We start from the raw sequence: 14,513 nt of genomic DNA, 5'->3' as shown, positions 1-14,513 counted from the left end.
TCACGCCCGGTCCCATTCCGAACCCGGAAGCTAAGTCCTCCAGCGCCGATGGTACTGCACTCGTGGGGGTGTGGGAGAGTAGGACGCCGCCGAACAATTTTTCCCGGTAGGGGCCTGTGCCTTGGGGGTACTCTTTGAGTGCTCTCAGGTGCAGGCCCCTACGTGCGTGTGAGGAAGGTTTCTTCGTGACGAGTTCGGCTGAGCCCCCCCAGGGGCGCGGCACTGGTTTCGGCAAGGGCGACGACCGGCGTGGTGGCGCCGCGGGACGCGGTGGGTCGTACGGACGCTCGGCCGGTGGCCGCGACCGCGGCTTCGACCGGGACCGCGGGGGCCGTCGGGCCGGCGAGGGCCGGGGCGACAACGGTGGCCGCTGGCGTGAGGACAACGACAGGTCCGGCGGTGGCCGGGGCGGCTTCCGCCAGGACCGTGAGCGGTCCGGCGACGACCGCCGCGGTTTTGGCCGCGGCGGCGACCGGCGTGAAGGCCGGGGTGGTGAGCGCCGCGAGTTCGGTGACCGTCCCCGCAGGGATTACGGTGACCGGCCCCGTCGTGACTTCGGTGGGGATCGCGGTGAGCGCCGGGACTTCGGTGACCGTCCGCGTCGTGATTTCGGTGGTGAGCGTGGCGAGCGCCGGACCTTCGGCGCTGACCGCGGCGACCGCCCGCGTCGCGACTTCGGCGACCGACCCCGCAGGGATTACGGCGATCGGCCCCGCCGCGACTTCGGGGACCGCCCGGAGCGTGGCGAGCGTCGTGACTTCGGTGGTGACCGTCCGCGTCGTGACTTCGGTGACCGGCCTCGCCGGGACTTCGGCGGCGACCGTTCCGACCGTGGGGGTCGTCGTGACTTCGGTGACCGCCCCCGTCGTGACTTCGGTGACCGCCCGCGTCGTGACTTCGGTGGTGAGCGTGGCGAGCGCCGGGACTTCGGCGACCGGCCGCGCCGTGACCACGGTGACCGGCCCCAGCGCGACTTCGGTGAGCGGAAGAGCTTCGACCGTGGTGACCGGCCCCGGGGCGGCTTCCGCGAGGACCGTCCGCGTCGGGACTACGGGGACCGCCCGGAGCGTGGCGAGCGTCGTGACTTCGGCGACCGGCCCCGTCGGGACTTTGGTGGTGAGCGTGGCGAGCGCCGGGACTTCGGTGACCGTCCGCGTCGTGATTTCGGTGGTGAGCGTGGCGAGCGCCGGACCTTCGGCGCTGACCGCGGCGACCGCCCGCGTCGCGACTTCGGCGACCGCCCGCGTCGCGATTTCGGCGCTGACCGCGGCGATCGTCCGCGTCGTGACTTCGGCGACCGGCCCCGTCGCGACTTCAGCGACCGCGGTGAGCGTCGGGACTCCGGGGACCGTCCGGAGCGTCGAGAGTTCGGCGGTGAGCGCCGCGAGCGTCGTGACTTCGGTGACCGCCCCCGTCGCGACTACGGGGACCGGCCCCGCCGGGACTTCGGCGGCGACCGTCCGGAGCGCGGTGAGCGTCGCGAGTTCGGCGACCGGCCGCGTCGGGACCGGGGCGACTTCCGCGGGGACCGCGAGCGTCCGCAGCGCTCGTCGGAGGACTCCGCCGAGTCGACCGAGTCGACCGTCGCGAAGGTCCCCGCGCCCGAGCTGCCTGAGGACATCGACCCGGGCCTGCTCGACGCCGAGGTGCGTCGCGACCTGACGGGCATGCCGCGCGTGCTGGCCGAGGTCGTGGCCAAGCACCTGGTGGCCGCGGGCCAGCTCGTGGACACCGACCCGGAGCAGGCGCTGGCGCATGCCCGGTACGCCAGGACCAGGGCCGCCCGCGTCGGCGCGGTGCGGGAGGCCGCCGGCCTCGCCGCGTACCACGCCGGTGAGTGGGCGGAGGCGCTGTCCGAGCTGCGGGCCGCCCGGCGGATGACCGGTGGCCCCGGCCACGTCGCGGTCATGGCCGACTGCGAGCGCGCCCTCGGCCGGCCGGAGCGGGCCCTGGAGCTGCTGCGCGGCCCGGAGGCCGCGGAGCTGCCGCACGCGGAGCTGGTCGAGCTCCGCATCGTGGCCGCCGGCGCCCGTCGGGACATGGGTCAGCTCGACGCCGCTGTCGTGGCGTTGCAGGGCCCGGACCTCGACCCGGCGAAGCCGGCCCCGTGGAGCGCCCGGCTGTTCTACGCCTACGCGGACAACCTGGCCGCGGTCGGCCGCACCGACGAGGCGATCCGCTGGTTCCTGCACGCCGCCGAGGCCGACCAGGACGAGGAGACCGACGCGGCGGAGCGGGCGCACGAGCTCAGCGACCCGGAGCGGGCGCGGGCCCTCGCGGAGCTGGCTGCCGAGGAGGAGGCCGCCGAGAACGACGCCGCCGCCGGTGCCGAGGACGGCGCGGTCGACGCCGACCGGACCGAGGTTCCCGCGGACAGCGCGGCCCCGGCCGACGCCCAGTCGGTGGCCGAGTCGGTGGCGGACAGCTCGGTCGAGGAGAGCGCTGCCGACGCGGCCGAGGCCGAGGCGGCGGAGCCCGTCGAGAAGGCGGAGCAGCCGGAGAAGGCCGTCGCCGAGCCGAAGGCGGCCGAGGCGTCGGTCGAGGGTGAGCCGGCTTCGCCGAGCGCGCCCGCCGCGCCGTCGGCCTCCGCCGGGGAGCAGCGGCGGGACGAGGAGTCCGGCCAGCGGTGACCGACCGGTTGCTCGACGGCTACGACGTCCTGCTGCTCGACCTGGACGGCACGGTGTTCCGCGGTGGGGAGCTGGTGCCCGGCGCGGACGGGACGGTGGACGCGGCCCACGCGGCCGGCGTCGCCGTCCGCTACACCACGAACAACGCGTCCCGGTCGCAGCGGCAGGTGGCCGACCACCTCGTCAGCCTGGGCCTGACGGCCCAGGCTGACGAGGTGCGGACCAGCGCTCAGGCCGGCGCCGCGGTGCTGGCCGACCGTCTGCCCTCCGGCGCGTCGGTGCTCCTCGTGGGCACCGACGCGCTGGCGGACGAGGTGGTCGCCGTGGGTCTGCGGCCCGTGCGGCGGTGGGACGACCAGCCGGCGGACGCGAAGCCGGTCGCGGTGGTGCAGGGGCACTCGCCCGACACCGGGTGGCGGGACCTCGCCGAGGCGTGTCTGGCACTGCGGTCCGGGGCGTTGTGGGTGGCCTGCAACGCCGACCCGACCCTGCCCACGGAGCGGGGGCAGCTGCCGGGCAACGGCTCGATGGTGGCGGCGCTGCGCGCCGCGACCGGCCTGGAGCCGGTCGTCGCGGGCAAGCCCGCACGCCACCTGCTCGACCAGGCGGCCCGGTCCACGGGCGCCACCCGGCCGTTGGTCGTCGGCGACCGGCTGGACACCGACATCGCCGGCGCCGCGAACGCCGGGATGGACTCGCTGCTCGTGCTGAGCGGCGTGACCACCGCCGCGGACGCCCTCGCCGCGCCCGAGGGCCAGCGCTTCGGGTACCTGGCCGCCGACCTGAGCGCCCTGCTCCGCCCGGAGGAGGAGCTGCGGGTCGTCGCGGGCGGGGGCTGGGACGTCACGGCCCGCGACGGCGTGCTGCGCCTGGCCGGCGCCGGGGACCCGCTCGCCGCCCTGCGCTCGTTGTGCGCGGCGTGGTGGGCCGTCGGGAGCGGTCCGGTGGCCGTCGCCGCGGAGAGCGACGCGGCCCACGCGGCGCTGGCCGATCTCGACCTTCCGTCCGCCTGATCGGCTAGCGTGGAAGGCGACGATCCGACAGGTGGTGGCTCCGGCGCGCGCTTTCGACGCCCGCTCGGGGCGGGCCACCCGGCGCGGGCGTCCCGCGCCGACGAACGCGCGGATGTCCCGCAGGAAGTCAGCCGGAACAGGGGAGCGGTCGCATGACGTCTGAGCCGACGCCGACGCCCGCCGCGTTGGGCGCGCCGCCCGGCGCCGAGCAGCGCGCGGCGATCGAGGAGGCCCTGGCCGGGCTCGACGCGCTGGACGCCCTTCCCGTCGCCGAGCACGTCGCCCGGTTCGACGCCGTGCACGCCGCGCTCACCGACGCGTTGTCGGCCATCGACAGGATCTGACCGTGGCACGACGAGCGCGACTGGACGCCGAACTGGTGCGTCGGGGGCTGGCGAGGTCCCGGGAGCAGGCGGTCCAGCTCATCAACGACGGCCGGGTGACCGTGCGCGGCACCGTGGCCCGCAAGCCCGCGACTGCCGTCGAGGCGGACACCGCCGTGGTGGTGCTGGCTGCCGAGGAGGACCCGAACTGGGCGTCCCGGGGCGCGCACAAGCTGCTGGGCGCGCTGGCGGCGTTCGAGCCGCAGGGGCTGAACGTGGCCGGTCGGCGGTGCCTCGACGCGGGGGCGTCGACCGGTGGTTTCACCGACGTGTTGTTGCGCAGGGGCGCGCGCGAGGTCGTGGCGGTCGACGTCGGCTACGGGCAGCTCGCCTGGAAGCTGCGGACCGACGAGCGGGTGCGCGTGGTGGACCGCACCAACGTGCGCACCCTGACCCCGGACGCGATCGGCGGGCCGGTGCAGGTCGTGGTCGCGGACCTGTCGTTCATCCCGCTGCGGCTGGTGCTGCCCGCGCTGCTGGCCTGCTCCGCCGAGGACGTCGACCTGGCGCCGATGGTCAAGCCGCAGTTCGAGGTCGGCAAGGAGCGGCTCCCCGCGGGTGGCGTGGTCCGGGACCCCGAGCTGCGGGTGGACGCCGTCCTCGGGGTGGTGGCCGCCGCGGCCGAGCTGGGGTTGGCCCTGCGGGGCGTGACCGCGAGCCCGTTGCCCGGCCCGTCCGGCAACGTCGAGTACTTCCTGTGGCTGCGCAGGGCGGCCCAGGGCGAGCCCGCGACCGATCCGGAGGAGCTGGTCAGGGCCGCGGTGCGGGAGGGGCCGCAGTAATGACGCGAGAAGCGTTGCTCGTCGTGCACACCGGTCGGGCGGACAACCTCCGCACCGCCGAGCAGGTGGCGCGTCGGCTCACCAGGGCCGGTATCGCGCTGCGGGTGTTGGCCGAGGAGGCGCCGGACCTGGACCCGTCCTGTTACGGCAGGGTGGTCGCGCACGACGACCGGGCGGCCGAGCACGCCGAGCTGGTGCTGGCGCTGGGCGGTGACGGCACGCTGCTGCGCGCCGCCGAGCTGGCGCGGCCGGCCGGGGTGCCGGTGCTGGGCGTGAACCTGGGTCGGATCGGCTTCCTGGCCGAGGCGGACCCGGAGGCGTTGGACGAGGCCGTGGCCATCGTGGCCGGGTGCGCGTACCACGTCGAGGAGCGGATGACGATCGACGTCACCGCGATGCTGGACGGCACGGTGGTCGCCAGCACGTGGGCGCTCAACGAGGCGAGCGTGGAGCGCAGCAGTCGGGAGCGCATCCTCGACGTCGTGCTGGAGATCGACGGGCGCCCGGTGTCAGCCTTCGGCTGCGACGGCGTGCTCGTGGCCACGCCGACCGGTTCCACCGCGTACGCGTTCTCGGCCGGTGGGCCGGTGATCTGGCCGTTGGTGCAGGCGTTGTTGGTGGTTCCGAGCAACGCGCACGCGTTGTTCGCGCGGCCGTTGGTGGTGGCGCCCGACTCGGTGGTGGCGTTGGAGGTCGACCAGCACGGCCACCCGGCGGTGTTGGCCTGCGACAGCCGCCGCACGGTCGAGCTGCCGCCGGGCAGCCGGGTGGAGATCGTCGGCGGGGAGAAGCCGCTGAAGCTCGTCCGGCTCCAGGACGCCCCGTTCGCCGACCGCCTGGTGCAGAAGTTCGCGCTGCCGGTGCAGGGGTGGCGCGGTCCGCCGAACCACCACTGACGCCCGGCGGGCGGTCGCCGGGTGCGGCCGGGCGGGGTCTGTGCCCCCGCCTGCGCTCCGGTCCTGTGCTCCGGCTCACGGCGTGGAACGACGCCGGTGGGCGATACTTCCCCTTCGTCGCGTGGGTGCCGACCGGGTGTCGCGGAGTGAGCAGGTCGGGCCCCACTGTCCCTCACGACCAACTAGGGTGCTGACACGTGCTTGCCGAGATGCGCATCAAGGGCCTCGGCGTCATCGACGAGGCCACGCTGCACCTCCACCCTGGCCTGACCGTGGTGACCGGTGAGACCGGAGCCGGCAAGACGATGGTGGTCACCGGGCTGCACCTGCTGGGCGGCGGTCGCGCCGAGGCGTCCCGGATCAGGACCGGCGCGCGCCGCGCCGTGGTGGAGGGGCGGTTCCGGCCGGCCAGGGGTGGCGCCGCGCTGCGGTTGGCCGAGGACGCGGGCGCCGAGCTCGACGAGGACGGCAGTCTGATCGCCGTGCGCTCGGTCGGGGCGGACGGACGCTCCCGCGCCCACCTGGGCGGCCGGGCGGTGCCGGTGGGCGTGCTGAGCGAGCTGGCCGAGGCGTTGCTCGCCGTGCACGGCCAGAACGACCAGCTCCGCCTGTTGCGGCCGGCCGAGCAGCGCGCCGTGCTGGACCGGTTCGCCGGTGAGCCGGTGGCGACGCCGTTGACCGAGTACCGGCGGGTGCGGGCGGAGTGGCTGGCGGTGGTGGCCGAGCTGACCGAACGCGCCGAGCGGTCCCGGGAGTTGGCCAGGGAGGCCGACCTGCTGCGGCACGGGCTCGACGAGATCGCCGCGGTGGACCCCCGGCCGGGGGAGGACGCGGAGCTGGTCGCCGAGGCCCGCCGGCTGGCCGACGCCGACCAGTTGCGCGAGCTGGCCAGCGGCGCGCAGGTCGCGGTCTCCGGCGCCGCGGACGGCGACCCGGACGCGCCGGGCGCGTTGGGCATGGTGGCCGCGGCCCGCAGGCTGCTCGGCTCCGCCGAGGACCCGGCGTTGCGGGAGCTGGAGCCGCGGTTGGCCGAGGCGGCGACGTTGCTGTCCGACGTCGGCGCGGACCTGGGCGGCTACCTGGACCGGTTGGAGGCCGACCCGGCGCGGCTGGAGCAGGTGCTGGCCCGGCAGGTGCAGCTCAAGCAGCTCATCCGCAAGTACGCCGCGGACGTCGACGGGGTCCTGGCGTGGGCGGCGCGGGCGGAGGAGCGGCTGGCCGGGCTGGACACCTCGGAGGAGGCGCTGGCCGCGTTGGCCGCCCGGCGCGACGAGCTGGCCGGGGAGCTGGCGGGGATCGCCGAGAAGGTGACCGCGGCGCGGACGGCGGCGGCGGGGGAGCTGGCCGCGGCCGTGACCGCCGAGTTGGCGGGGTTGGCGATGCCGCACGCCAGGATCGAGGTCGTGGTGCGGCCGCACGAGGCCCGGCCGGAGGAGCCGGGCGCCGTCCGGGTGGGCGAGCTGTGGGCGCATGCCGGGGCGGACGGCGTCGACGAGGTCGAGCTGCGGTTGGTGCCGCACCCGGGCGCGCCCGCGTTGCCGGTGCACAAGGGCGCGTCGGGGGGTGAGCTGTCGCGGGTGATGCTCGCGTTGGAGGTCGTGCTCGCCGACTCCGACCCGGTGCCGACGCTGGTGTTCGACGAGGTCGACGCGGGGGTCGGCGGTCGGGCCGCGGTGGAGGTGGGTCGGCGGCTGGCCCGGTTGGCCCGCACGCACCAGGTCGTCGTGGTGACGCACCTGCCGCAGGTCGCCGCGTACGCCGACCGGCACCTGGTGGTGGACAAGATGGTCGGCGGGGCGGGTGTCACCCGCAGCGGGGTCCGGGTGCTGGACGACGGGCAACGGGTGATCGAGCTGGCGAGGATGCTGGCCGGGTTGGACTCGACCGAGACCGGCCGGGCGCACGCCGAGGAGCTGTTGGCCACGGCCGCCAGGGAACGGGCTGGGGAGCCGGTGGGCGCCGGCGCCGGTGGGCGCGGCGCGGACGGGAAGGCCGGCGGCCGTGGGCGGAACGGGCGCGTCGGTTGAGCCGAACGGCGGCTTGACCGCCGGTTCGTGGTCGGCGTGGCATCCGGTTCCGGCATGGACCCTTTGTCACCATCGGTCACATGAAGCTCACGGGAATTCTCACCCGTAGTAGCAAGCGATCACTGCCTGGAGTGTCCGGTCCCGCGCGGGTCGACCGTCGCGTCGACCGCCTGCTGCGGCGCGTGGGGCCCGGGGACGTGGCCGTGATGGACCAGGTCGACCTGGACCGGCGCACGGCCGACGCGTTGGTGGAGGCCGGGGTGGTCGCCGTGGTCAACGCGGCGCCGTCGATCTCCGGCCGGTTCCCCAACCTCGGCCCCGAGGCCCTGCTCGCCGCCGGGGTGCCGCTGGTCGACGAGGTCGGCGGGGAGCTGCTGCGCACGCTGAAGGACGGCACGAGGGTGCGCGTGCACGAGGGCGTGGTCTACGACGGCGACCGGGAGCTGGCCAGGGGGACGTGGCAGACCAGGGAGAGCGTGACCGACCTGATGGCCGACGCGAAGGCCGGCCTGTGGGCCCAGCTGGAGGCGTTCTCCGCCAACACCATCGAGTTCCTGCGCCGGGAGCGGTCGCTGGTGTTGGAGGGGGTGGGCATCCCGGAGCTGTACGTGCCGATGCGCGACCGGGAGGTCCTCGTCGTCGCCCCGGGCCGCGGCCACCGGGAGGACCTGGCGCGGCTGCGGACCTACCTGCGGGAGAACCGGCCGGTGCTGATCGGGGTGGAGGCGGGCGCGGAGGCGCTGCGGGCCGCCGGGCACACCCCGGACGTGGTGGTCGGCGACCCGACGCTGGTCAGCGACGACACGTTGCGCTGTGGGGCCGACGTCGTGCTGCCCGCGCAGCTCGACGGGCACGCGCCGGGGCTGGAGCGCATCCAGGACCTGGGCATCGGGGCGGTGACGTTCCCGGCGTCGGGCGATCCCGAGGACCTGGCCCTGCTCCTGGCCGACGAGCACGGCGCGTCGCTGGTGGTCGCCGTGGGGTTCCCGGCGTCGCTGCCGGAGTTCCTGGACCACGGCCGTTCCGGGGGCAACCCCTGCGCGTTCCTGACCCGGTTGCGGCTGGGCGCCAAGCTCGTCGACGGCCGGGCGGTGGCCACGCTCCACCGGGTGCGGGTGCCGACGCCGGCCGTCGTGCTGCTGGTGCTGGCCGCGGTGGCCGTGGTGGCGGTGGCGCTGCTCGTCTCCGGGGTCGGCGGGGTCTACGTCGACCACGTCTCCGGGACCTGGAACGACATCGCCGACTGGGTCGGGGGGCTGCTCCCGTGATCACGTTGCGGTACCACGTCGTCTCGATCGCCTCGGTGTTCCTGGCGCTCGCGCTGGGGGTCGTGCTCGGCTCGTCGGCGGTCGGCGGCCGGCTGCTGTCCGGGCTCGCCGGCGACCGGGACGCGCTCGGCCGGCAGGTCGCCGACCTGGAGGCGGAACGCAACGCGCTCAACGCCCAGCTCGACGCCGCCGACCGGTTCGGCACGGCCGTCGGCCCGGCCGCCGTGCGGGGTCTGCTCGACAAGCGGACGGTGGTGCTGGTCAGCACGGTCGACGCGAGTCCCTCCGACCGGGACGCGCTGGTCGGTCTCGTGCGGACCGCGGGCGCGACGGTGACGGGGGAGCTGCAGCTCACCGACACCTTCACCGACCCGGACAAGGCCGACCAGCTCCGCCAGCTCGTCACCCGGTTGCTGCCCGCCGGGGCGCGGCTGCCCACCGCGTCCGATCCCGGCACGCTGGCCGGCGGGCTGGTCGGCCCGTTGGTGCTGCTCAACAAGGACAACAACCAGCCGCAGGCCAAGCCGGAGGAGGCGGCGGCCGCCCTGCGCGCGTTGGCCGACGGCGGGTTCGCCAAGATCGCCGGCGACCTGCGGCCCGCCCAGCTCGCCGTGGTGCTCACCGGGGGCCGGACCAGCGGGGACGCGGCCGGCGACCGGGCGGCGACGGTGGCCAGGTTCGCCACCCAGCTCGACCGCTCCGGGGCGGGGGCGGTGCTGGCCGGCCGGTCGGGCTCGGCGGACGGCGTGGGCCCGGTGGGGGTGGTCCGGGCGGACACGGCGGCGTCCTCGGTGTTGTCGAGTGTCGACAACGTCGACACCGCCGCGGGGCGGGTCGTGGCGGTCCTCGCCCTGCGTCAGGAGCTGGAGGGCCGTTCCGGCCGTTACGGCACGGCGGGCAACGCCCAGGGGCCCGCTCCCGAGCCGGCGGGCTGAGCCCGCCGCGAGCCGATCGGGGCCGCCCACAGGGGGCCTCGCGCCGGTGGCCCCGGCGGGCCGGGCAGGCCGCCGACGTGCCCCGACACGGCGACTTCGCCGGCGAGGGGTGCTGCGGACCCCGCGGGGGGTGATACGGTGAAGTCCCGTGGATCGGTGGGTACCGCCAGTGGAGTGGTGCCTCCGAGAGACCCCGAGTTCCGCCAGGTCGTCAGACCCCAGGCACCGGGCAGCCAGCAATCGCGTTGAACCACGCACGTTGAACCACGGGAGCCCCTCCTTGGCGCTGCAGTCGCGTACGACCAAGCACGTGTTCGTCACCGGAGGCGTCGCCTCCTCGCTCGGCAAGGGGCTCACCGCCTCCAGCCTGGGTGAGCTGCTCACCTCCCGGGGGCTGCGGGTCACCATGCAGAAGCTCGACCCGTACCTCAACGTGGACCCGGGCACGATGAACCCGTTCCAGCACGGCGAGGTGTTCGTCACCGAGGACGGCGCCGAGACCGACCTCGACATCGGCCACTACGAGCGGTTCCTCGACCGCGACCTGGGCGGCAACGCCAACGTCACCACCGGCCAGATCTACTCCGCGGTCATCGCCAAGGAGCGCCGGGGCGAGTACCTGGGCGACACCGTGCAGGTCATCCCGCACATCACCGACGAGATCAAGTCCCGGATCACGGCGATGGGCGAGCCCGGCGAGGACGGCCGCGCGCCGGACGTGGTCATCACCGAGGTCGGCGGCACCGTCGGCGACATCGAGTCACTCCCGTTCCTGGAGGCCGCGCGCCAGGTGCGGCACGACGTCGGCCGGGACAACTGCTTCTTCCTGCACGTCTCGCTGGTGCCGTACCTGGCGCCCTCCGGCGAGCTGAAGACCAAGCCGACCCAGCACTCGGTCGCCGCGCTGCGCAACATCGGCATCCAGCCCGACGCGATCGTCTGCCGCTCCGACCGGGACATCCCGGAGGGCCTCAAGCGCAAGATCGCGCTGATGTGCGACGTGGACATCGACGGCGTCGTGGCCGCGCCGGACGCGCCGTCCATCTACGACATCCCCCGCGTGCTGCACTCCGAGGGCCTGGACGCCTACGTGGTGCGCCGCCTGGGCCTGCCGTTCCGGGACGTGGACTGGGCCGTGTGGGGCGACCTGTTGGACCGGGTGCACAACCCGTCGGAGACGGTCCGGATCGCGATGGTCGGCAAGTACGTCGACCTGCCGGACGCGTACCTGTCGGTCAGCGAGGCGCTGCGGGCTGGCGGCTTCGCGCACCGCGCGAAGGTGGAGATCCGCTGGGTGCCCTCCGACGAGTGCTCCACGCCGGCCGCCGCCGCGCACGCCCTGGCCGACGTCGACGGCGTGCTCGTGCCGGGCGGGTTCGGTGTGCGCGGCATCGAGGGCAAGATCGGCGCGCTGACCCACGCCAGGACCAGGGGCATCCCCGCGCTGGGCCTGTGCCTGGGCCTGCAGTGCATGGTGATCGAGGCCGCGCGCAACCTGGCCGGCCTGGACGGGGCCAACTCGGCGGAGTTCGACGAGGGCGACACCCGCACGGAGCACCCGGTGATCAGCACGATGGCCGACCAGGCCGACGTGGTCGCCGGTGAGCGCGACATGGGCGGCACCATGCGGCTGGGCGCCTACCCCGCGAAGCTGCTGCCGGGCTCGCTGGTCGCCGAGGCGTACGGGACCACGGAGGTCTCGGAGCGGCACCGGCACCGGTACGAGGTCAACAACGCCTACCGCGAGGGGCTGGGCAAGGCCGGTGTGGTGTTCTCCGGCACCTCCCCGGACGGCCACCTGGTGGAGTTCGTCGAGCTGTCCAGGGACGTCCACCCGTTCTACGTCGGGACGCAGGCGCACCCGGAGCTGAAGAGCCGCCCGACCCGGCCGCACCCGCTGTTCGCCGCGTTCGCCAAGGCCGCGTTGGACTACCGGGCCGCCGACCGGCTGCCGGTGGAGCTCCCGGAGGGGCCCTCGGGCGGCAACGCCAAGGCCGACAAGGCCGCGGACAAGGGCGCGGCGGACAAGGGCAGGGGTCGGCAGCGCAACGCGGAGAAGGCCTCCGCCGGGGCGGGGGCGTGACCCGGTGAGCGACGTCGACGAGGCAGGGCGGCACGAGTTCCGCACCGCCGCCAGCAGGGACGCCTACTCGGGCCGGGTGCTGGCGCTGCGGGTGGACGAGGTGGTCATGCCGGGTGGCCGGACCGGCACCCGGGAGGTCGTGGAGCACCCCGGCGCGGTGGCGGTGGTGGCGCTGGACCCCGAGCAGCGGGTGGCGTTGATCCACCAGTACCGGCACCCGGTCGGGCGGCGGCTGTGGGAGCTGCCGGCCGGGCTGCTCGACGTGCCGGGCGAGGACCCGGTGGGCGCGGCGCGCCGGGAACTGGCCGAGGAGACCGGCCTGGCCGCGTCGTCGTGGTCGGTGCTGGTCGACGTGGCGTCCTCGCCGGGCTTCAGCGACGAGTGCGTGCGGGTCTTCCTGGCCACCGGGCTGTCGGAGGTGGACCGCGAGGTGCACCACGGCAGCGAGGAGGCCGACCTGGTGCTGGACTGGGTGCCGCTGGACGACGCGGTGCGCAGGGCCCTGGCCGGGGAGATCGTCAACGCCACGGCGGTGGCCGGGCTGCTCGCCGCGCGGGCCGTGCGGGGCGGGGCCGCGCCGGCGCGGCCGGAGGACGCCCCGTGGCGGGACCGGCCGCACCGCTGGGCGGACCGCCAGCGAGGCTGAGCGACCGGACGGGCGCGGCGCCCCACCCACGAGGTGGGGCGCCGCGCCCGTGGTGTCTCCCGGTCAGTCGCGCAGGCGCCGGCCGTGGGAGTCGGTGCCGCCGTTGACGAGCAGCAGGATGCCGTCGATGAACGGCCACAGCGCGCCGAAGCCGAAGGTCACGAAGGTGACCACGAGCTGGGCGACCGCCATGCCGGTGTGCCCGGTGTAGAAGCGGCCGACGCCGAAGGGCAGCAGGATCTGCAGCAGGCCCGCGATCAGCTTCGACTTCTCCGAGGTCCCGTACGCCGCCATCGGCGCCCCGGCCGGGGGCACCGCCATCGGCGGAGGTGGTTGCACCACCGGATGCGGGAACAACGCGGGCGGGTGGGGCGCGGGGAGGTCGCCGAACAACAGTCGGAGCTCGGACGGGGTGCGGGCGGTGGTGGCCCTGCCGACCCGCTCCTCGTACTCGTGGATCTCCAACCGACCGGCGGCGAGGTGTTCGCCCAGGACGTTGATGGCCTGCTCGCGTTCCTGGGTCCCGATCCGGACTTCGCCCGATCCAGCCGATTCTGGTGTCACGCGGGCACAGTATCCGAAACGGTGATCGGCGGTTGCTCGTCCGGGTGGTGCCGGTGACCCGGGAATACGCTGCGGGAACGGCCCGGTGTCGGGCCGGGCGGCGTCCGTCGCGCGGGGTCGCGTGGTCGCGGTCGGCGTGGTCGGGGAGACAGCGTGGTCGGGGAGGCGGCGTGCTGGTCGGAGTCCCTCGGGAGCTGAAGGTCCGCGAGTACCGGGTGGCGATCACCCCGGCCGGCGTGGTGGAGCTCGTCCGGCGCGGCCACCGGGTGCTGGTCGAGCGGGACGCCGGGGTCGGCTCGGCGTTGCCCGACGAGGACTACCTGGCGGCCGGCGCGCGGATCGCGCCCACCGCGGACGACGTCTGGGGCGAGGCCGAGCTGGTGCTCAAGGTCAAGGAGCCCGAGCCGGCGGAGTACCACCGGATGCGGCCCGGGCAGGTGGTGTTCACCTACCTGCACCTGGCGGCCAGCCGGGAGTGCACGCGCGCGTTGCTCGACGCGGGGGTCACGGCGGTGGCCTACGAGACGGTCCAGCTGCCCGACGGGTCGCTGCCGCTGCTGGCGCCGATGAGCGAGGTCGCGGGGCGGATGGCGCCGCAGGTCGGGGCGCACTGCCTGGAGCGGGCGCAGGGTGGGCGGGGAGTGCTGCTCGGCGGTGTGTCCGGGGTGGCTGCGGGGCGGGTGGCGGTGATCGGCGCCGGGGTGGCCGGGATGAACGCGGCCGTGATCGCGCTGGGGATGCAGGCCGAGGTGGTCGTGCTGGACACCAACGTCCACCGGCTGCGGCAGCTCGACCTGGTGTACCGGGGGCACCTCCAGACGGTCACCAGCAACTCCTACGAGGTGGAGCGGGCCTGCCTGTGGGCGGACCTGGTGGTCGGGGCGGTGCTCGTGCCGGGGGCCAGGGCGCCCCGGCTGGTGAGCAACGAGCTGGTGTCCCGGATGCGGTCCGGCTCGGTGCTGGTGGACATCGCCGTCGACCAGGGCGGGTGCTTCGAGGACTCGCGGCCGACCACGCACGACGAGCCGACCTTCACCGTCCACCGGTCCGTGTTCTACTGCGTGGCGAACATGCCGGGGGCGGTGCCGCACACCTCGACGTGGGCGCTGGCCAACGTGACCCTGCCCTACGCGGTCGCGTTGGCCGACAAGGGTCTGCGCCAGGCGGTGACCGACGACCCGGCGCTGGCGAGAGGGGTGAACGTGGTCCGAGGCGAGGTCGTGCACGCCGAGGTCGCCGAGGCGCACGCGCTGCCGCACGTCGGCCTGTTCGAGGCGTTGTCCTGA

13 protein-coding genes and 1 rRNA gene are annotated in these 14,513 nt (G+C 75.1%); 12 read left to right on the top strand and 2 right to left on the bottom strand.

Annotation, left to right across the window (positions count from 1 at the left end; genetic code table 11):
- Positions 1 to 95: ribosomal RNA gene (rrf, locus tag BUE43_RS27325) — 5S ribosomal RNA — on the top strand; the annotation flags it as partial.
- Positions 96 to 158: 63 nt separating this feature from the next.
- On the opposite strand, the gene BUE43_RS34820 is transcribed toward rrf, so the two are convergent.
- Entirely contained in the window at positions 159 to 1,703 is a 1,545-nt protein-coding gene (locus tag BUE43_RS34820; RefSeq protein ID WP_073488726.1) for a hypothetical protein, read from the bottom strand.
- Here BUE43_RS34820 and BUE43_RS34815 point away from each other — a divergent pair.
- The 10 genes from BUE43_RS34815 (at position 1,668) to BUE43_RS27270 (ending at position 12,663) form a co-directional block, all read left to right on the top strand.
- On the top strand, positions 1,668 to 2,630 hold the full coding sequence (locus tag BUE43_RS34815; protein WP_200797678.1) for a tetratricopeptide repeat protein: 963 nt from the start codon (positions 1,668 to 1,670) through the stop codon (positions 2,628 to 2,630). The two genes, BUE43_RS34820 and BUE43_RS34815, sit on opposite strands and share 36 nt — an antisense overlap.
- On the top strand, positions 2,627 to 3,643 hold the full coding sequence (locus tag BUE43_RS27310; protein WP_073488722.1) for an HAD-IIA family hydrolase: 1,017 nt from the start codon (positions 2,627 to 2,629) through the stop codon (positions 3,641 to 3,643). The genes BUE43_RS34815 and BUE43_RS27310 overlap by 4 nt, the downstream gene beginning before the upstream one ends.
- Positions 3,644 to 3,795: 152 nt before the next feature.
- Positions 3,796 to 3,987 (top strand): hypothetical protein, encoded by a 192-nt coding sequence (locus BUE43_RS27305; protein ID WP_073488720.1) that lies wholly within the window; start codon positions 3,796 to 3,798, stop codon positions 3,985 to 3,987.
- Between the two features lie 2 nt (positions 3,988 to 3,989).
- Complete coding sequence (locus BUE43_RS27300) at positions 3,990 to 4,808, top strand: TlyA family RNA methyltransferase (protein ID WP_073488718.1); 819 nt, start codon at positions 3,990 to 3,992, stop codon at positions 4,806 to 4,808.
- Complete coding sequence (locus BUE43_RS27295) at positions 4,808 to 5,704, top strand: NAD kinase (RefSeq protein ID WP_073488716.1); 897 nt, start codon at positions 4,808 to 4,810, stop codon at positions 5,702 to 5,704. Before BUE43_RS27300 ends, BUE43_RS27295 begins: the two co-directional genes overlap by 1 nt.
- A 197-nt stretch (positions 5,705 to 5,901) precedes the next feature.
- Positions 5,902 to 7,731: a DNA repair protein RecN gene (gene recN, locus BUE43_RS27290; RefSeq protein ID WP_083960217.1), complete on the top strand. Its 1,830-nt coding sequence runs from the start codon at positions 5,902 to 5,904 to the stop codon at positions 7,729 to 7,731.
- 80 nt (positions 7,732 to 7,811) lie between these two features.
- Entirely contained in the window at positions 7,812 to 8,999 is a 1,188-nt protein-coding gene (gene steA / locus BUE43_RS27285) for a putative cytokinetic ring protein SteA (RefSeq protein WP_073488712.1), read from the top strand.
- On the top strand, positions 8,996 to 9,934 hold the full coding sequence (locus tag BUE43_RS27280; protein ID WP_073488709.1) for a copper transporter: 939 nt from the start codon (positions 8,996 to 8,998) through the stop codon (positions 9,932 to 9,934). Before steA ends, BUE43_RS27280 begins: the two co-directional genes overlap by 4 nt.
- A gap of 280 nt (positions 9,935 to 10,214) precedes the next feature.
- Entirely contained in the window at positions 10,215 to 12,017 is a 1,803-nt protein-coding gene (locus BUE43_RS27275; RefSeq protein WP_083960216.1) for a CTP synthase, read from the top strand.
- Positions 12,018 to 12,021: 4 nt separating this feature from the next.
- The gene (locus tag BUE43_RS27270) at positions 12,022 to 12,663 is read left to right on the top strand and encodes an NUDIX domain-containing protein (RefSeq protein ID WP_073488707.1); all 642 of its coding nucleotides are present in this window, start codon (positions 12,022 to 12,024) and stop codon (positions 12,661 to 12,663) included.
- A 63-nt stretch (positions 12,664 to 12,726) separates the two neighbouring features.
- On the opposite strand, the gene BUE43_RS27265 is transcribed toward BUE43_RS27270, so the two are convergent.
- A complete protein-coding gene (locus tag BUE43_RS27265; protein WP_073488705.1) occupies positions 12,727 to 13,227 on the bottom strand; it encodes a DUF1707 domain-containing protein in 501 nt (166 codons plus the stop codon).
- A 170-nt stretch (positions 13,228 to 13,397) separates the two neighbouring features.
- Here BUE43_RS27265 and ald point away from each other — a divergent pair, with 170 nt between their 5' ends.
- A complete protein-coding gene (gene ald, locus BUE43_RS27260; protein WP_073488703.1) occupies positions 13,398 to 14,513 on the top strand; it encodes an alanine dehydrogenase in 1,116 nt (371 codons plus the stop codon).

The sequence above is a fragment of the Streptoalloteichus hindustanus genome (assembly GCF_900129375.1).
In the GTDB taxonomy this organism is placed as follows: Bacteria; Actinomycetota; Actinomycetes; order Mycobacteriales; family Pseudonocardiaceae; genus Streptoalloteichus; species Streptoalloteichus hindustanus.
This window is presented reverse-complemented; position numbering and strand designations above follow the sequence as displayed.

Bases quoted from the DNA above. Each gene is read 5' to 3' on its own strand.
- steA (WP_073488712.1), top strand. From the start codon at position 7,812: ATGAAGCTCACGGGAATTCTCACCCGTAGTAGCAAGCGATCACTGCCT.
- BUE43_RS34815 (WP_200797678.1), top strand. From the start codon at position 1,668: ATGCCGCGCGTGCTGGCCGAGGTCGTGGCCAAGCACCTGGTGGCCGCG.
- BUE43_RS27305 (WP_073488720.1), top strand. From the start codon at position 3,796: ATGACGTCTGAGCCGACGCCGACGCCCGCCGCGTTGGGCGCGCCGCCC.
- BUE43_RS27295 (WP_073488716.1), top strand. From the start codon at position 4,808: ATGACGCGAGAAGCGTTGCTCGTCGTGCACACCGGTCGGGCGGACAAC.